General features: G+C 77.6%; 14 protein-coding genes and 1 tRNA gene. 10 read left to right on the forward strand and 5 right to left on the reverse strand.

Annotated features, from left to right (window positions below; all coding sequences use genetic code 11):
• Window positions 1-9: 9 nt before the first annotated feature.
• The 4 genes from Cpa01nite_RS09945 to Cpa01nite_RS09960 form a co-directional block, all read right to left on the reverse strand.
• A complete protein-coding gene (locus tag Cpa01nite_RS09945) occupies window positions 10-708 on the reverse strand; it encodes a hypothetical protein (protein ID WP_203668605.1) in 699 nt (232 codons plus the stop codon).
• Between the two features lie 2 nt (window positions 709-710).
• The gene (locus Cpa01nite_RS09950; protein WP_203668606.1) at window positions 711-1,400 is read right to left on the reverse strand and encodes a hypothetical protein; all 690 of its coding nucleotides are present in this window, start codon (window positions 1,398-1,400) and stop codon (window positions 711-713) included.
• Complete coding sequence (locus Cpa01nite_RS09955) at window positions 1,397-1,948, reverse strand: hypothetical protein (RefSeq protein WP_203668607.1); 552 nt, start codon at window positions 1,946-1,948, stop codon at window positions 1,397-1,399. Before Cpa01nite_RS09955 ends, Cpa01nite_RS09950 begins: the two co-directional genes overlap by 4 nt.
• 75 nt (window positions 1,949-2,023) lie before the next feature.
• Window positions 2,024-2,677, reverse strand: coding sequence for a hypothetical protein (locus Cpa01nite_RS09960; protein WP_203668608.1), 654 nt, complete (start codon window positions 2,675-2,677; stop codon window positions 2,024-2,026).
• A gap of 450 nt (window positions 2,678-3,127) precedes the next feature.
• On the opposite strand from Cpa01nite_RS09960, the gene Cpa01nite_RS09965 reads away from it, so the two are divergent.
• The 6 genes from Cpa01nite_RS09965 (at window position 3,128) to Cpa01nite_RS09990 (ending at window position 10,648) form a co-directional block, all read left to right on the forward strand.
• Window positions 3,128-5,674, forward strand: coding sequence for a helix-turn-helix transcriptional regulator (locus tag Cpa01nite_RS09965; RefSeq protein ID WP_203668609.1), 2,547 nt, complete (start codon window positions 3,128-3,130; stop codon window positions 5,672-5,674).
• A 72-nt stretch (window positions 5,675-5,746) separates the two neighbouring features.
• Window positions 5,747-5,818: transfer RNA gene (locus Cpa01nite_RS09970), tRNA-Gln, on the forward strand.
• 29 nt (window positions 5,819-5,847) lie between these two features.
• Entirely contained in the window at window positions 5,848-7,116 is a 1,269-nt protein-coding gene (locus Cpa01nite_RS09975; protein ID WP_203668610.1) for a sensor histidine kinase, read from the forward strand.
• A complete protein-coding gene (locus Cpa01nite_RS09980; protein WP_203668611.1) occupies window positions 7,113-7,784 on the forward strand; it encodes a response regulator in 672 nt (223 codons plus the stop codon). Before Cpa01nite_RS09975 ends, Cpa01nite_RS09980 begins: the two co-directional genes overlap by 4 nt.
• A gap of 141 nt (window positions 7,785-7,925) precedes the next feature.
• The gene (locus tag Cpa01nite_RS09985; RefSeq protein WP_203668612.1) at window positions 7,926-8,705 is read left to right on the forward strand and encodes an ABC transporter ATP-binding protein; all 780 of its coding nucleotides are present in this window, start codon (window positions 7,926-7,928) and stop codon (window positions 8,703-8,705) included.
• Window positions 8,702-10,648 (forward strand): FtsX-like permease family protein, encoded by a 1,947-nt coding sequence (locus Cpa01nite_RS09990; RefSeq protein WP_203668613.1) that lies wholly within the window; start codon window positions 8,702-8,704, stop codon window positions 10,646-10,648. The genes Cpa01nite_RS09985 and Cpa01nite_RS09990 overlap by 4 nt, the downstream gene beginning before the upstream one ends.
• Window positions 10,649-10,703: 55 nt before the next feature.
• On the opposite strand, the gene Cpa01nite_RS09995 is transcribed toward Cpa01nite_RS09990, so the two are convergent.
• Window positions 10,704-11,141 carry a VOC family protein gene (locus Cpa01nite_RS09995; protein WP_203668614.1) on the reverse strand — a complete coding sequence of 146 codons (438 nt, stop codon included), beginning with the start codon at window positions 11,139-11,141 and terminating at the stop codon, window positions 10,704-10,706.
• A 188-nt stretch (window positions 11,142-11,329) separates the two neighbouring features.
• Here Cpa01nite_RS09995 and glmU point away from each other — a divergent pair, with 188 nt between their 5' ends.
• From glmU to pth, 4 genes are all read left to right on the forward strand, one after another.
• Window positions 11,330-12,994 carry a bifunctional UDP-N-acetylglucosamine diphosphorylase/glucosamine-1-phosphate N-acetyltransferase GlmU gene (gene glmU, locus Cpa01nite_RS10000; protein WP_203668615.1) on the forward strand — a complete coding sequence of 555 codons (1,665 nt, stop codon included), beginning with the start codon at window positions 11,330-11,332 and terminating at the stop codon, window positions 12,992-12,994.
• The gene (locus Cpa01nite_RS10005; protein WP_203668616.1) at window positions 12,991-13,974 is read left to right on the forward strand and encodes a ribose-phosphate diphosphokinase; all 984 of its coding nucleotides are present in this window, start codon (window positions 12,991-12,993) and stop codon (window positions 13,972-13,974) included. Before glmU ends, Cpa01nite_RS10005 begins: the two co-directional genes overlap by 4 nt.
• 297 nt (window positions 13,975-14,271) lie before the next feature.
• The gene (locus Cpa01nite_RS10010) at window positions 14,272-14,877 is read left to right on the forward strand and encodes a 50S ribosomal protein L25/general stress protein Ctc (RefSeq protein ID WP_203668617.1); all 606 of its coding nucleotides are present in this window, start codon (window positions 14,272-14,274) and stop codon (window positions 14,875-14,877) included.
• A gap of 109 nt (window positions 14,878-14,986) precedes the next feature.
• Window positions 14,987-15,607, forward strand: coding sequence for an aminoacyl-tRNA hydrolase (pth, locus tag Cpa01nite_RS10015; RefSeq protein ID WP_203668618.1), 621 nt, complete (start codon window positions 14,987-14,989; stop codon window positions 15,605-15,607).
• The last annotated feature ends 572 nt before the right edge of the window (window positions 15,608-16,179 follow it).

Raw genomic sequence — 16,179 nt, forward strand, 5'->3', positions numbered from 1 at the left:
GGTGGTCGGTCAGGTGGTGGCGGTCAGGTGCGCGGTCAGCGACGCGACCCCGCCGTTCACGAGCGCGAGGTCGCCGTCGTCCGGGAGCCGGACCTCGACGGTGACCAGGCGGGCCGTGCCGGCCGGCAGCGCGCCCAGCACGGTCGGGACGTGGGCCACCGGCAGGTCGTCGGCGACGAGCTCGTCGTCCAGCAGCACGTCCACGAGCAGCGCGTCGACGTACGCGGCGTTGGCCTCGCCGACGGTCGCGGCGGTGCCGTCGGGGCGGACCGCCCAGGCGGAGGGCGTCGGGTCCTCGAGGTCGCCGCGGACCAGCAGCCCGACCTGCACCGTCGCGTCGAGCGCGCCGGAGGTGTTGCGGACCGGGATGTGCACGACGGCGGGCTCGCCGCCGGGGCTCAGCGTGCCGCCGCGCGGGAGCGGCACGGTCGCGCCGCTGCCGGGGGCGGGCTGGACCGGCCCGTCCTCCCCGTCCTCGGCGAGCCGCCGCCAGCTGCCGTCGTCCGACAGGTCGCGGGTGTTGTGGCTCTTGACCTCGAGGCGCATCTGCTCGGGCGTGCGCAGGCCGTCGCGGACGCGGATCACGGTGGAGTCGGTGAACGCGGCCGTGGTGACCAGCGCGGCGACGACCAGCACCGACCCGCCGGCGACGACGGTGCGGCGCGGCAGGCGCCGGGCGGCGCGGGCGAGGGGCGCGAGGCGGGACATGGTCACTCCGTCGGGGGTGTCGTGGGGGCGGCGGACGCGGCCCGGCGGCGGGTCAGGAGCACGCCGGCGCCGACCAGGCCGAGGGCGACGAGCGCGAGCAGCAGGGCCGAGGCGCCCGTGATCGCGAGCGCGCCCCGGTCCGGGGTCGCGGCGCCGGGTGCCGATGCCCCGGGTGCCGGGGACCCGGGCGCGGGCGGGACGTCCTGCGAGGCGACCAGCGTGAGCCGCAGCGTCAGGCCCTGGCCCTGCAGGTCGTCGCCGGCGGCGGCGGGCAGCGTCGCGGTGCCGGTCAGCAGCAGCGGGTCGTCGCTCAGCACGCCCAGCTCGACGGGCGCGGCCGCGAGCTCCGCGGCCGTGCCCTGCGCCAGGAGCCGGCCGGAGCCGTCGGCGACGGTCAGCTCCAGGGCGTGCGGCCCGGCGGCGAGCGGTCCGGTGCCGCCGTCGACCAGCAGGACCAGGTCGCTCGTGGAGCCGGCCCGGCCGCGGGCGGTCAGGTCGAAGGCCACCGCGTGCCCGGGGTACGGGACGGACAGGTGCGCCGTGGTGGTCGAGCCCTCGACCAGGGGGGCCTCGGCCGCGGTGGCGAGCACGGCGGCCGGCGCGGCAGCGGCCGGCGCGGCGGAGACCAGGCCGACCGCGAGGGCGAGCAGCGGGGCGAGGACGGCGGCCGCGGCGCGGCGCAGGCGGGTCATCGGCTCGTCCCCTCGACCACGACCTGCACGCCGGTGCGGACGCCGGCCCAGCGGTCGTCGCCCGTCGCGGGGGTCCGGACGGTCACGTCGAGCACGCGGTGACCCCGCCGCTCCGCGGGCAGGTCGCCCGGCAGCGCGGCGAGCACCTCGGGGGCGGGGCCCTCGGCGAGCAGCACGCCGTCCTCGGCGATCCGCACGTGCAGCGCGTCGAACAGGTCGCCCGGACCGGTCGGGTCGGGGTCGGCCAGGGCGACGACCGCGGCGGCGGGCACGCCGGACGCATTGCGCACGGCCACCCGCACGTCGACCGTGCCGCCCGGCGCCGGCGTGTCGTCGGGGACCTCGACCTGCACGGGCCGGGTGCTCGGGTGCCAGTCGGCCTCCGCAGGGACCCAGCCCGGGGTCGCGCTGCCGGCGGCCTCGAGGTCGAACGTCACGCCCGCGAGCTCGACCGTCGTGTCGTCGCGGTGGACCAGCTGGGCGGCGGTCAGCGCCACCAGCAGCCCCAGCGGCACCGCCATCGCGGCGGTGCGTCGGTACGGGGACATGTCCGTCCTTCCTCGGTGGTCGTGCGGGGTCGGTGCGCGGTGGGGCGGGCGCGCGGCCCGCCCCACCGCCGCGGGTCAGACGGACGAGCCGTCCAGGACCGCCTGGACGAAGGCGCCCTTGCCGGACAGCGTGTTGTCCTCCCACGCCGCGCCGGACTCCGACTGCGACAGCAGGCGGATGCTCAGCGAGACGACCGACTCCTCCTCGGCGGCCAGGTCGTTCAGCGCGAGCGCCTGGACCTCGTCGTAGGTGAGGCCCGTGTGGGTCGCGGCCGGCGCCAGCGCGGTGGCCGGCATCGCCACGTCGAACCGCAGGCTCGCGAGGTAGTTCGCGTCGGTCACGGCGTCGCCGGCGTCCGGCAGCTGCGCGAGGCTGATCGCGAGCGACGACGTGAAGTGCGCCGAGTCGTTGCGGACCGGGATCTCGACGCCGATGGCGGCCGAGCCCGGGAACAGCGACTGGGCGCCGTCCAGGAAGACGGGGACGCCGATCGGGTCGTCCGCCTCCTGCCAGGTGCCGTCGTTCAGGAAGACGCCCTCGGCGTCGGTCGCACCGACCTGGATGTTGTAGGTGGAGTCGGCGCCACCGATGCCGTTCGCCCCGCCGAGGTTGAGGAACGCGTTGTCGGTGAAGGCGGCGGTGGTGAGGAGGGCGGCGACGCCGGCGAGCGAGCCCCAGGCGACGAGGCCCTTGCGGCGGCGCTTGCGGTCGTGGGTCTGGGTGGTCATGGAGATCCTTCGCGGACGGGCTCCGGGTGCGGAGCGCCTGGATGGGGTTGCCCCTCGAGGCTGGGTCCGCGCGCGCCTCACGGACCGGGTGCCCGGGGCCCGTGTGCGCGGTGGCCCGAGGCGCCGGTGCCGGGGTCCCGGCCCTGGTCGGCGGTGTGCGACGGCCTGCTGCCCCCGAGGGCCGAGGCCGCGCACGACGGGTGGCGTGCCCGGGCTGCTGTGAGCCCGCGCCGCGTCCGGGCGTGCGTGGGTCGCGACGGCGCACGCCGCCGGTGCGCGCGCGGGCGGGGCGGCCGGTGCGGCGACCCGCGCGGGTAGGGGGTCGGTCGCCCGGCCCGCACGGCGCCCGGGCCGCCCCACCCAGCGACGCGCCCGGCGACGGCGGCGGACCCGCGCTGGGTGGTCCGGGCCGTCCGTAGGGGGGCCTGGGGCGCTCGCAGGCTGCCCGCTATGGTGAGCGAGATCGGGCAGACGGTGAACAGTCTGGGGGCGGTCGCGACGAGCGCAGAGCTGCGCCGCTGGTTGGCGCTCGGGCGGGACGTGGTGCTCCGCGGCGACCACGGGGCCGGGAAGAGCACGGCCCTCCGAGGGCTGCGGGCGGACCTCTCGGGGCGGCGCCGGCCGGGCATCCTCGTCCGCGGCGCCGGCCCCGGGGAGCTCGCGACCCTGCTCGACCACCCGTCGCGGGACGACGCCGACCCGACCGAGCGGCAGCTGCTCGCCTGGCTCGTGGGGGAGCTGGGCGCGCCGCGCAGCGTGCTCATGCTGGACGACCTCGACCACGTGGACGCCGCGTCGCTGCGGCTCGTCGACCGCGCGCTGCGCCGGACCGGCGCCGCCCTGGTCGCGACCACGACCGTGAACCCGCTGCGGATCGAGGTACCGGAGGCCCGGTCCCTGCTCGCGGCGCGCGCCCCGGCCGCCGTCCGCGTCCGGCCGCTCGACCTCGCCGCCGTCGCCACCCTGCTCGGCCGGCTGCTCGGCGCGCCGGCGGACGCCGGGCTGACCACGGCGCTGCTCGCGCAGAGCGGCGGGAACCCGGGGGCGATCGTCGCCCTGGTGGCCGCGGCGCGGGCCGGCGGCGCGCTGCGCCGCGAGGACGGCCACTGGACCGCGGACGGCCGGCTGACGGACGTCCCCGCCGACGCCCTCGCGTTCATGTTCCTGGGCGGGCTGCGCGAGGACCTCGTCTCGGCGCTGCTCCAGGTCGCGGCCGTGGGTCCGGTGGCCGCGGAGGAGGCGATGCGCATCGTCGACCCGCAGGTGCTGCACGAGCTGATCGACCGGGGGCGGCTGGTGAACCACCCGGTGGCCGCGGCCGGCGACGTCCTCGTCGCGGCACCCCCGGCGCTGGCCCGGGCGCTGCGGCAGGGCGTGAGCATCTTCGAGCGCCGGCGGGCCGCGGCCCTGGCCAGCGCCCACGTGGGCCGGCAGCTCGACCCGGTCCTGCTCCGCGAGGACGACCTGCCGGCGCTGATCGACGCCGACCTCAGCGAGCAGGAGGGCTTCCTGCGCTGGTCGACCGAGCTGGCCGGCCTCGTGCACGAGCAGGAGCAGATCGCCGAGAGCATGGCCCGCGCCGCCTGGCTGGCGGACAGCTCCGTCGGCCACGCCAACGCCTACCTGGCGCTGCTGATGCTCCGGTACGCGACCGAGCAGATCGACACGGTGTTCAGCGCGACCGCGCTGTCCCCGCAGGACACCGCCGCCGACCGGCTGACCTTCCGGTCGTACCAGCTCTACTGGCTGAGCGCCCAGGGCGTCGACGACGAGGCGCTGCGCGCGACCACCGCGCGGTGGGGCGACGAGACCCGCGCGCTCGTCGACGTCCAGGGGCTCAAGGACCGGGCCGTCGCCGCCGTGCACCGGGGCGAGCCGGCCGAGGCGGTGCTCGCCGTCGAGCAGGGGCGGCACGAGGACGCGGTCGTGCAGGGCCGGCGCGTGCTGGCGCTCGCGGCCGCCGCGCTCGAGGTCGGGCAGCCGGGCATCGCGCTCGCGCTGTGCGACGGGCACCGCGACCTCGCCATGTCGGTGACGAGCCGGCACCACCTGGCCGCCCTCCGGGTCCTCGCGCTGCTGGTGCTCGGGCGGGTCGACGAGGCCGAGCGGGACGCCCGCGGCCACCTGTCCGCCGCCTACGACGCCTACGACACCCTCGGCATCCGGCTGTACGCCTGCGTCCTGGCGGAGGCGCTGACGTTCGGCGGCCAGCTCGCCGCTGCCTGGCGGGTGCTCAGCACGTCGCTGCTGCTCGGCCACGCGGGGCCGCTCGACGAGACCTTCTACCGCCGCGGCCTGACGATCGGCGTCATGCTCCAGGTCAACGCCGGGCAGACCAGCATGTCGTCCGCGCTGGTCCGCGAGCTCGACGCCACCGCGCGAGGCTCCCGGTCGCTCATCAGCCCGCTCGACGAGCTGGCCCGTGCCGCGCAGCTCCGCCGCACCGCGGAGCCGGCCGTCGCGGCGGAGGCCGGGTGGGAGGCCGGCCTGCGGTATGCCGAGGCCGGGCTGGTCTACCCGGCGCTGCTGACCTGGGGGTTCGGCCCGCCGACCCTCACCCCGGCGCGCGCGGACGTCGTCCGCTCCGTCTGGCGGCGGGCCTCGGTGCCCGTGCTCGACCCCTACCTGGCCCTCCAGGTCGCGCTCGCGGACGGTGACGTCGAGGCCGGCAGGCGCGCGGTGGACGGCGTCGACCCGGTCGTCGCGCCGACCCTGGCGCGCGCCGGTGCCGAGGTGCTCGGCGTCGGCACCCCGCCCGACGGGCCGGTCGTCGGCGCGGACGGCCGGGCCGCCCCGCCCGCCGAGCCGCTGTCCGCCCGCGAGCGGGAGATCGCGCAGCTCGTCCGGTCCGGGCTCGCGAACCGGCAGATCGCCGCGCAGCTGCACATCAGCGTCCGCACCGTCGAGAACCACGTGAGCCGGGTGCTGCGCAAGCTCCGGCTGTCGGGGCGGGCGGAGCTCACCGCGTGGCAGGACGGCGGGCCGTCCGCGGCGTGACCGCGGGCGGGGCGGAGTCCGGGGCCGCGGCCTGGCAGACTGGCGGCCGACGCGCGCCTCGACGGCACGCGGTCCGCCCTGGTGTAACGGCAGCACGCAGGCCTTTGGAGCCTTGAGGTCCGGGTTCGAATCCTGGGGGCGGAGCAGCGCCGCGACGGTCGAGGCGTGCGACGATGCCCGACGTGCCGCCGACCGCCGCGTCCGCCCCGGCCGAGGCCCCCGTCCGTCCGGGACTCCGCCGCGGCGACTTCGTCGCCGCGGCCGTGACGCTCGCGCTCGGGCTCGCCGCGCTGCTCGCGCTGCCGGCGCTCGCCGCGATGGAGCCGGTCGAGCCCGTGCCGGTGGCCCCCGTCGGCGCCCCGGGGTGGTGGCTCGTCGTCGCCGGGCTCGTGGTGCAGGCCGCCGCCGTCGCCGCCGCGCGCACCGCCGGCCGCGCCGCCCTGCTCGTCGTCACGGCCGTCCCGCTCGGGATCGTCGCGCTCGGCGGGGTCGACGTCGGGGCGTCCGGGCTGCTCACGCTGGCGGTCGTCGTGGTCGTCTACCGCGCCGTGGTCGCCGCGCCGCCGGCCCGGCTCGGGTGGGCCCTCGCCGCCGCGGTCGTGCTGCTGGCGGTCGCGTCCGGCATCGCCGGCGCCGCGGCCGTGGACGCGCCGGAGCCCCCGCTCGTCGTCCTCGGCGCCGCCGCGCAGGCGCTCGCCGTCGTCGCCCTCGGGCTGGTGCCCGCGCTGGTGGTGTCGTCGCGCCGGGCCGTCCGGGAGGCGGAGGCCCGCGAGCTGCGCGCCCTCGCGGGGGAGCAGGAGGCCCGCGTCGCCACGGCGCTGGCCACGCAGCGGACCGCCATGGCGCGGGAGCTGCACGACATCGCGGCGCACCACCTGTCCGGGATCGCGCTGATGGCCTCCGCGATCGACCGGCAGATCGGCACCGACCCGGAGGCGGCGCGGCGGGGCGTGCGCGAGGTGCGGGAGCAGAGCCGGGTGGTGCTGGCCGACCTGCGGCGCCTGGTCGGGCTGCTCCGGGAGGACGACGGGGCGGAGACGTCGGCGCTGACGCTCGCCGCCGTGCCGGAGCTGGCCGGCGCGGGCGCGGTGCTCGAGGTCCTGCCCCCGGGCGCCGACGCGGGCGCCGGCGTCGGGCCGCTGGCGCAGATCGCCGGGTACCGGATGGTGCAGGAGGCGCTCGCCAACGCCCGGGCCCACGCGCCCGGCGCGGCGTGCCGGGTGACGGTGGACGCCCGCGCCGCCGACGCGGTGGTCCTCACCGTGCGGAACGGCCCGCCGGACCAGGAGCCGGTACCGTCCGAGCACGGCGGCCACGGCCTGCGCGGGATGCGCGAGCGTGCCGAGCTGGTGGGCGCCGACCTGCGGTACGGCCCGACCCCCGACGGGGGCTGGGAGGTCCGCCTCGCCCTGCCGCGTGACACCCAGGAGGCCGCCCCGTGACCCGGGTGCTCATCGCCGACGACCAGCCCCTCGTCCGCGCCGGCCTGTCCGCGCTGCTCGCCGCCGAGCCCGACCTCGAGGTCGTCGGCGTGGCGGCGGACGGCGACGAGGCGGTCGCGCTCGCCCGCAGCGCGGAGCCCGACGTCGCGGTGCTGGACGTGCGGATGCCCGGCCGGGACGGGATCGGCGTCGCCCGCGAGCTGTGCGGGCCCGAGGCCGAGCGGCCGGTGCCGGTCCTCGTGCTGACGACCTTCGACCTCGACGAGTACGTGTTCGGTGCGCTGGAGGCGGGTGCGTCGGGGTTCCTGCTCAAGGACGCCGAGCCGGAGGAGATCGTCCGGGCGGTGCGGCACGTCGCCGCTGGCCGCGGGACGCTCGACCAGGCGCTGACCCACCGGGTGCTGCGCGAGTTCGCGGACCGCCGGCGGCTGCAGCCCGTCACGGTGCGGCGCGGCGCGGACGTGCTGACCGCCCGCGAGCAGGACATCCTCCGACTGCTCGCGCAGGGCATGTCGAACGAGGAGATCGCCGCCGAGCTCGTCGTCGAGGTGTCGACGGTGAAGTCGCACCTCGCCCGGATGATGCCGAAGCTCGGGGTCCGGTCGCGGCTGCAGGCGGTCGTGTGGGCGTACCAGAACCGGGTGGTGACGGTCCCCGACGGGGGCTGACCGCGGGCGCGGTCGGCCGCCCGGCGGAGCGGTTGCGTCGAAGGATGCAGGCCGGCGGGTTCCGTCGCAGGCGGCTGGAGGGGGCCGGTCCCGGGTTCCTAGCGTCGAGGGGACGCAGAACCCCAGACGAGGAGACCGGCCATGAGCGCCACCGCACCCACCCCGACCAGCCCCGCGACCCCGCCGCCGGCGCCCGCGGAGCCGGCCGTGCTGCTCGACCACGTCCACCGCTCCTACCCGAACGGCGGTGGCACGATCGCGGCGCTCGCGGGCGTCACCCTGGCGCTGGCGCCCGGGTCGTTCACGGCGGTCATGGGGCCGTCCGGGTCCGGGAAGTCGACGCTGCTGAACGTCGCGGCGGGCCTGGACCGGCCGTCCGGCGGGCGGGTCGTCGTCGGCGGCGCCGACCTGACCGCGATGTCGCCCGACGCGGTGACCCGGCTCCGGCGGGACCGGATCGGGTTCGTGTTCCAGGCGTACAACCTGGTCGGCCACCTGACCGTCGCGGAGAACATCGTGCTGCCCCTGCTGCTCGGCGGGCGGGAGCCGGACGCGCACCTGCGCCGCTACCTGATGGCCGCGGTCGGGCTGGAGGGCATGGCCGACCGGCTGCCCGGCGAGCTGTCGGGCGGGCAGGCGCAGCGCGTCGCGATCGCCCGGGCGCTGATCACGCGGCCGGCGGTGGTGTTCGCCGACGAGCCGACCGGCGCGCTCGACTCGCAGACCGGCGAGCAGGTGCTCGAGGTGCTGCGCTCGACCGCGCGCACGCTGCACCAGACGCTCGTGCTGGTGACGCACGACGCGCGCGTCGCCGCCGCGGCGGACCGCGTGCTGTTCCTCGCCGACGGGCTGATCGCCGGGCACCTCGACGCGCCGACGACCGAGCAGGTCACGGCCCGGATGATCGAGCTGGGCCGATGAGCGCCGTCGGGACCATGGCCCGGTCCGCCGTGCGCGTGCACCGCGGCAGCCTGGCCGGGAGCGCGCTGGTCGTGGCGCTCGCGGCCGCGCTGCTCACCGCGACCGGCGTCTGGGTGGAGGCGGGGGTCCGGCTCGCCGCCGGCGCGTCCGACGACCCGGCGGCGTCGATGCTGCTCACCGTCGCGTCCTCGTTCGCGGGGACCGCGGTGCTCATCGCGCTGCTGGTGGTGGCGTCGACGTTCGCCGGGGCGCTCCGCCCGCGGGCCCGGGAGTTCGCGCTGCTGCGGGCGGTCGGCGCCACCACCGGGCAGGTGCGGCGCCTCGTCACCGCCGAGGTGCTGCTGGTGTTCGCGGTCGCCGCCCCGCTGGGCGCGCTGCCCGGCCTGCTGCTCGCGCCGCTGCTGTCCGGCGTGCTGGCGTCCGGCGGCGTCGTGCCCGCGGGGTACGCGCCGGCGCTGTCGCCGTGGCCGGTGATCGGGGCCCTCGCGCTGCTGGTGCCGACCGCGCTGCTCGGCGCCCGGCTGGCCGGCCGAGAGAGCGCGCGGCTGAGCCCGGCGAGCGCGGTGCAGCGGTCGGCGGTCGAGCCGCGCGGCATCCCGCGCGGGCGGGCGGTGACGGCCGTGGTGCTCGCCGCCGCCGGGCTGCTCGCCGCGCTGGTGCCGTTCGTCGTCCCGGGGCTGGGCGGCGCCGCCGCCGCCACGACGTCCGCGATCGTGCTGCTGGTCGCCGCCGCGCTGGTGGGCCCGCTGCTGGTCCGGTGGGGCGCGGAGCGCGGTCTGCGGCTGACCCGCGGGTCGCGCGCGGTGCCCACGCTCGCCCTGACCAACGCCCGCGGGTTCTCCCGCCGGCTCACCGGGGCGGTCGTGCCGCTCGCGCTGCTGCTGGCGCTCGGCACCGTGCAGTCCGGCGTGAACCGGGCGGTCGTCGACGCGGCCGAGGAGCAGGTGCGGGACGGCGTGGTGGCGGACGTCGTCGCGCGGGAGCCGGGTGCGGGGGTGTCGCCGGCCGCGGTCGCCGAGGTGGCCGCGCTGCCGGGGGTCGCCGCCGCGGGCGTGACCGCCGGGGTACCCGCGCAGGTACGGGTCGACGCCGAGGACGAGGACCTGCCGTTCCTCGACGGGCTGTCCTGGGAGCCGACGTCGCTGCGGACCGTGCCGGCCGCGGCGACGCTGCTCGACCCGGACGTGCGGGCGGGCTCGGTCGAGGACCTCGCGGCGGACGGCACGGTCGCGGTGAGCGCCGAGGCGACGCTCGGCGGCACGGGGCTCGGCGACGTGGTCGAGGTGCGGGTCGGCGGGGCGGAGGTCGCGCTGACGGTCGTGGCCGTCTACGAGCGGGGGCTCGGGCTGGGCGACTACCTGGTCGGCGGCGGGTCGGCCGTGGCCGCGGGCGCCGAGGGCGGCGTGCTGCTCGTCCGTGCGGACGACCCGGCCGCGGTGCCCGCGGTGCGGGAGGCCGTGGCGGCGACCGGGCTCGAGGTCACCGGCCCCGCCGGCTACGCCCGGTCCGTGCGGGACGCCGCGGCGGGGGAGCAGGGGCTGTCGACCGCGCTGCTGCTGGCGCTGCTCGCGTTCGTCGCGGTCGCCGCGGGCAACGCCCTGGTGAGCCTGGTCGGCTCGCGCCGGTCGGAGCTCGCGCTGCTGCGCCGCACCGGGGCGACCCGGGCGCAGCTGGTCCGGATGGTGGCCGCCGAGTCGGCGCTGATCACGGGCACCGCGGTGGCCGTGGGGCTCGCGGCGGTGCTGCCCGCGCTGCTCGGGGTCGGGCAGGGGCTGCTCGGGGTGCCGGTGCCGGTCCTCGACCCGGTGGTGACGGGCGGGCTGGTCGCGGTCGTGGCGCTGATCGGGCTGACGCTGCCGGTCGGGGTCGCGGTGCGCGCGACGCGCGAGGCCGACGGGCGGGGGACCGGCGCGGGCGCCGGTCGGGCGGCGCGGGTCGGGTGACAGCCGGCCCCCTCGTTCGCGAGACGGTGGGCGCCGCCCGGCTGCGTGCCGCGGGTCAGCCCACGAAGATGCAGAACGGGTGGCCCGCCGGGTCGGCGAACACGTACAGCGGCTCGTCCGGGTCGTCCCGCCGGTCGAACAGCAGGCGGGCGCCGAGGGACTCCGCCCGCTCCCGCTGCGCGTCCAGCGCGTCGCCGTCCGGCACTGTCATGTCGAGGTGCAGCTGCTGCGGCACCTCCGGGTCCGGCCAGGTCGGCGGCGTGATCTCCGGCACCTTCTGGAAGGCCAGCGGCCACAGCCCGTCGCCCGTCAGGACGAGCCAGTCCTCGCCGTTCGGGTCGGGCTCGCCCGGCGCCGGCGGCTCGTCGCCCGGCCGGTAGCGCAGGCCCAGCAGCTCGCGGTAGAACTCGGCCAGCCCTCGGGGATCGGTGGTGTCCAGCACGGTCTGGACGACGCGGGGGAACGGGGTCACAGGAGCGTTCGCGTCCGTCATGGCGGTCCTCTCCTCACGGGGCGCGCGGGCGCCCGGCCGGCACCCGCGCCGGTCCCATGATGGCGCCGCCCGGCGGGACCCGCGACGGCGGGCGCCGCGGCGGCGGTAGAGTGCGTCAGCGCACGACGTCCCCGCCCGGCTCGCCCTCTCGGGCGCGCGGGCAGACCTCTCACAGGGAGCACCCACAGGTGACCACCCCCCGCCCCGCCGCGGTCATCGTCCTCGCCGCAGGCGAGGGCACGCGGATGCGATCCGCCACCCCCAAGGTCCTGCACACCCTCGCGGGCCGCTCCATGCTCGGGCACGCGCTCGCGGCCGCCCAGGCCCTCGAGCCGCGGCGCACCGCGGTCGTGGTCCGGCACGAGCGCGAGGCCGTCGCGGCCCACGCCCGCGAGCTGATGCCGCAGGTGCTGGTGGCCGACCAGGACGACGTCCCCGGCACCGGACGCGCCGTGCAGTGCGCGCTCTCCGTCCTCGACGCCGCGGCGCAGGCCGAGGCGGCGTCCGCCGGCGACGGGGCGGGCGAGCCCGGCTCCGTCTCGGGCGTGCTGGTCGAGGGACCGGTCGTGGTGCTCGCCGGCGACATCCCGCTGCTCGACGGCGAGACGCTGGGCGAGCTGCTCGCGGCGCACGCCGCCGACGGCAACGCCGTGACCGTGCTGACCACCGAGGTCGCCGACCCGACGGGCTACGGCCGCATCCTGCGCGCCGGCCCGGACGCCGCCGACGCCGGGGACGTGCTCGGCATCGTCGAGGAGAAGGACGCGACCGACGCCCAGCGCACGATCGCCGAGATCAACTCCTCGGTCTACGTCTTCGACGCCGCGGTGCTGCGCGGCGCGTTCGGCCGGCTGGGCCGGGACAACGCGCAGGGCGAGGTCTACCTGACCGACGTGCTGGCGATCGCCCGCGGCGACGGCGGCCGGGTGCGCGCGCTGCGCACCGACGACCCGGTGCTCGTCGAGGGCGTGAACGACCGCGCCCAGCTCGCGGTGCTGCGCGCCGAGCTCAACCGCCGGATCCTCGACGGCTGGATGCGCGCGGGCGTGACGGTCGTCGACCCGGCGACCACCTGGGTCGACGTCGACGTCGAGCTCGCGCAGGACGTGACGCTGCTGCCCGGCACCCAGCTGCTCGGCGCGACCTCGGTCGCCACCGGCGCGACGGTCGGCCCGGACACCACGCTCGAGGACGTCGAGGTGCACGCCCGCGCCACGGTCGTCCGGACGCACGGCTCGCTGGCCGTGGTCGGCGAGGACGCCACGGTGGGGCCGTTCGCCTACCTGCGCCCGGGCACCGTGCTCGGCGAGCGCGGCAAGATCGGCACGTTCGTGGAGACCAAGAACGCCGAGATCGGCGCCGGGTCGAAGGTGCCGCACCTGTCCTACGTCGGCGACGCCACGATCGGCGTCGAGACGAACATCGGCGCGGCCAGCGTGTTCGTCAACTACGACGGTGTCCGCAAGCACCGCACGACGATCGGCTCGTACGCCCGCACCGGCTCGGACAACATGTTCGTGGCCCCGGTCGAGGTCGGCGACGGCGCGTACACCGGCGCCGGCTCGGTCATCCGGCACGACGTGCCCGCGGGCGCCCTGGCCGTGAGCGCCGGCGCCCAGCGCAACATCGAGGGCTGGGTCGCCCGGTCCCGCCCCGGCACGCCCGCCGCGGAGGCCGCCGCGCGCGCCCGCGGCGAGGACGCCGAGCTGTCGCCCCAGGCACGCGCCGAGCGCGAGCGCGCCGGCCAGCACGGCGCCGACGCCGGCGTGCACCGCACGCCACCGCCCACCCTGCCGGACCACCCGGTCCCGCTGCCCGACGCCCAGCCCAGCACGGAGGACACCGCACGATGACCGGGATCGTCTCGCAGGACGGTGAGAAGCGGCTCGTCCTGGTCTCGGGCCGCGCGCACCCCGAGCTCGCCGCCGCCGTCGCCAAGAGCCTCGACATCGACCTGCTGCCCACCACGGCGTACGACTTCGCGAACGGCGAGATCTACGTCCGGTTCGCGGAGTCGGTGCGCGGCGCGGACGTGTTCGTGCTGCAGAGCCACGCGGCGCCCATCAACCAGTGGCTGATGGAGCAGTTCCTCATGGTCGACGCGCTCAAGCGCGCCTCGGCCAAGACCATCACCGTGATCGCGCCGTTCTACGGCTACGCGCGGCAGGACAAGAAGCACCGCGGGCGCGAGCCGATCTCGGCCCGCCTCATGGCCGACCTGTTCAAGACGGCCGGCGCCGACCGCCTCATGAGCGTCGACCTGCACGCCGCGCAGATCCAGGGCTTCTTCGACGGCCCCGTGGACCACCTGTGGGCCATGCCGATCCTCACCGAGTACGTGCGGACCCGCGTCGACGTGCAGAACGTCACCGTGGTGTCCCCGGACGCCGGCCGCATCCGCGTCGCGGAGCTGTGGGCGCAGAAGCTCGGCGGCGGCCCGCTGGCGTTCGTGCACAAGTCGCGCGACATCCGGCAGCCGAACAAGACCGTCGCGAACCGCGTCGTCGGCGACGTCGAGGGCCGCACCTGCGTGCTGGTCGACGACCTCATCGACACGGCCGGCACCATCGCGGGCGCCGTGCGGGTGCTGCACGAGGCCGGCGCCAAGGACGTCATCGTCGCCGCGACGCACGGCGTCCTGTCCGACCCGGCGATCGACCGGCTGCAGCAGTCCGGCGCGCGCGAGGTCATCATCACGGACACGCTGCCCATCGCCGAGGAGCGCCGGTTCGAGGGCCTCACCGTGCTGTCCATCGCGCCGCTCATCGCCCGGGCGATCCGCGAGGTGTTCGACGACGGCTCGGTGACCAGCCTGTTCGACGGCCAGTCCTGACCCGGCGCGGCGTCCGGCGCCGCTCGTCGTCCCGAGGCCCGCTCCCCCACGCCGGGGGAGCGGGCCTCGGTGCGTCCGGCGCCGCGCGCGCGTGGTCAGGGCCCGGTTTCGTGCGGGCCGCGCGCCCGGGTAAGATCGTCCAGTTGCCTCGGCGAGGGATGTCGGACGGTCACCGGAGAGACCCGGGTCCGCCGGTCCGTGATCGACAGGGTGGAACGCCTCCGCGTGCCCGTCCCGCGCCCCGCGTCGAGGCCACCGCCGCTCGCCATCGCCCTTCTCTGCGCCTCAGGAGTCACCGTGTCCGAGATCAAGCTCGCCGCCACCGCCCGCACCGAGTTCGGCAAGGGCGCCGCCCGCCGCCTCCGCCGCGCCCACCAGATCCCGGCCGTCCTGTACGGGCACGGCACCGAGCCGGTCCACGTCGCCCTCCCGGGCCACGAGACCATGCTCGCGGTCAAGGGCGCCGCGAACGCGCTGTTCGAGATCCAGCTCGACGGCAAGCCGGTCCTGGCCCTCGCCAAGGACGTCCAGCGCGACCCGGTCAAGAACATCATCGAGCACGTCGACCTGCTGATCGTCCGGCGCGGCGAGAAGGTCACCGTCGAGGTGCCCGTCACGGTCGTGGGCGAGTCGGCCCCCGGCACCATCCACATCGTCGAGACCCAGACGCTGACCCTCGAGGCCGAGGCCACGCACCTGCCCGAGCACGTCGAGGTCTCCATCGAGGGCCTCGAGTCCGGCACCGCGCTGACCGCCGGCGAGCTGACCCTCCCGAAGGGCTCCGTGCTCGAGGGCGACGCCGAGCAGATCGTCGTGACCGTCACGGTCCCGACCGTCTCCGCCGAGGACCTCGCCGCCGACGAGGCCGAGGCCGAGGCCGCCGCCGAGGCCGCCGCGGAGTGATCCGCCCGGCGTGCGCGCTGCACGCCGACCACGTCGGGACGCCCGGTACCGTGAGGTGCCGGGCGTCCGGCATGTTCGCCGGTAGGACGACAGAGGGAGTGGCGCCGCGATGAGCGACGGGCGCTGGCTGGTGGTCGGGCTCGGGAACCCCGGGCCGCAGTACGCCGGGAACCGGCACAACGTCGGGCAGATGGTGCTCGACGAGCTCGCGCGGCGCGCGCAGGCGTCGTTCGGGTCGAAGGGCGGCGTGCTGTCCCGCCGCCCGCAGGCCGCGACCGCCGAGGTGCGCATCGGCACGCTGCCCGGCGGCGCGCCCGGGCCCCGCGCGGTGCTCGCGAAGCCGACCACGTACATGAACACGTCCGGCGGGCCCGTCGCGGCGCTCGCGCGGTACTACGACGTGCCGCCCGAGCGCGTGATCATGGTGCACGACGAGCTCGACATCCCGTTCGGCGACATCCGGCTCAAGCTCGGCGGCGGCGAGGGCGGGCACAACGGCCTGCGCGACACCACCAAGGCGCTCGGCACCAAGGACTACCTGCGGGTGCGGGTCGGCGTCGGCCGGCCGCCGGGGCGGATGGACGCCGCCGACTTCGTGCTGCGCGACTTCGCGAAGCCGGAGCTCAAGGAGCTGCCGTTCCTGCTGGACGACGCGGCGGACGCCGTGGAGCTGCTCGTCACCGAGGGCCTGGAGCGCGCGCAGCTCCGGTTCCACACCCGCACGGCGTAGCGCCGCCGCGGCGCCACGAGGCCGTCACCCCGCGCGGGGTGGCGGCCTCGCGCGCGTCCGGGCGCCCGGGTGCCGAGCGCGCCAGGCCCCCGAGTGGGCACCGGACGCGCCGAGTGGGCAACCAGGGGATGCCCGGTCGACGTGTCCGATGCCCACTCGCCGCCGGCGCCCGGGTCGGCGCTCGGACGTCGACGCCGAGCGAGTACGCGACACGTCGAACGAGCACCCACCGGGTACTCGCTCGACGTGTCGGGTACCCGTTCGGCGAACGGGCGGCGCCGGCCGCGAGCCGCCCCGGGCCGACCCGCGCCCGGCAGCCCACCCGGCAGCGCGCCGGGCAGCGCGCCGGTCGGCGCGCACGACCCGCGTGAGCGCGCGACGGCCGCCGGCCGGCGCGGGCCCGCGGCGAGTGGGCACCGGACGCGCCGAGTGGGCAACCAGGGGATGCCCGGTCGACGTGTCCGGTGCCCACTCGCGGTCCGCGCCCGAGCCGGCGCCCGGCGCCGACCAGGAGGGCCGCTCGACGCGCCGGGTGCCCGCTCGCGGTCGGCGGCGGGGCCGGCGCGCGGACG

This window comes from Cellulomonas pakistanensis (assembly GCF_016862755.1).
GTDB lineage: Bacteria > Actinomycetota > Actinomycetes > Actinomycetales > Cellulomonadaceae > Cellulomonas > Cellulomonas pakistanensis.

Coding starts and splice junctions, on each gene's coding strand:
- Cpa01nite_RS09945 (WP_203668605.1), bottom strand. CDS start 708: ATGTCCCGCCTCGCGCCCCTCGCCCGCGCCGCCCGGCGCCTGCCGCGC.
- Cpa01nite_RS09950 (WP_203668606.1), bottom strand. CDS start 1,400: ATGACCCGCCTGCGCCGCGCCGCGGCCGCCGTCCTCGCCCCGCTGCTC.
- Cpa01nite_RS09955 (WP_203668607.1), bottom strand. CDS start 1,948: ATGTCCCCGTACCGACGCACCGCCGCGATGGCGGTGCCGCTGGGGCTG.
- Cpa01nite_RS09960 (WP_203668608.1), bottom strand. CDS start 2,677: ATGACCACCCAGACCCACGACCGCAAGCGCCGCCGCAAGGGCCTCGTC.
- Cpa01nite_RS09965 (WP_203668609.1), top strand. CDS start 3,128: ATGGTGAGCGAGATCGGGCAGACGGTGAACAGTCTGGGGGCGGTCGCG.
- Cpa01nite_RS09975 (WP_203668610.1), top strand. CDS start 5,848: ATGCCCGACGTGCCGCCGACCGCCGCGTCCGCCCCGGCCGAGGCCCCC.
- Cpa01nite_RS09985 (WP_203668612.1), top strand. CDS start 7,926: ATGAGCGCCACCGCACCCACCCCGACCAGCCCCGCGACCCCGCCGCCG.
- Cpa01nite_RS09990 (WP_203668613.1), top strand. CDS start 8,702: ATGAGCGCCGTCGGGACCATGGCCCGGTCCGCCGTGCGCGTGCACCGC.
- Cpa01nite_RS09995 (WP_203668614.1), bottom strand. CDS start 11,141: ATGACGGACGCGAACGCTCCTGTGACCCCGTTCCCCCGCGTCGTCCAG.
- Cpa01nite_RS10005 (WP_203668616.1), top strand. CDS start 12,991: ATGACCGGGATCGTCTCGCAGGACGGTGAGAAGCGGCTCGTCCTGGTC.
- pth (WP_203668618.1), top strand. CDS start 14,987: ATGAGCGACGGGCGCTGGCTGGTGGTCGGGCTCGGGAACCCCGGGCCG.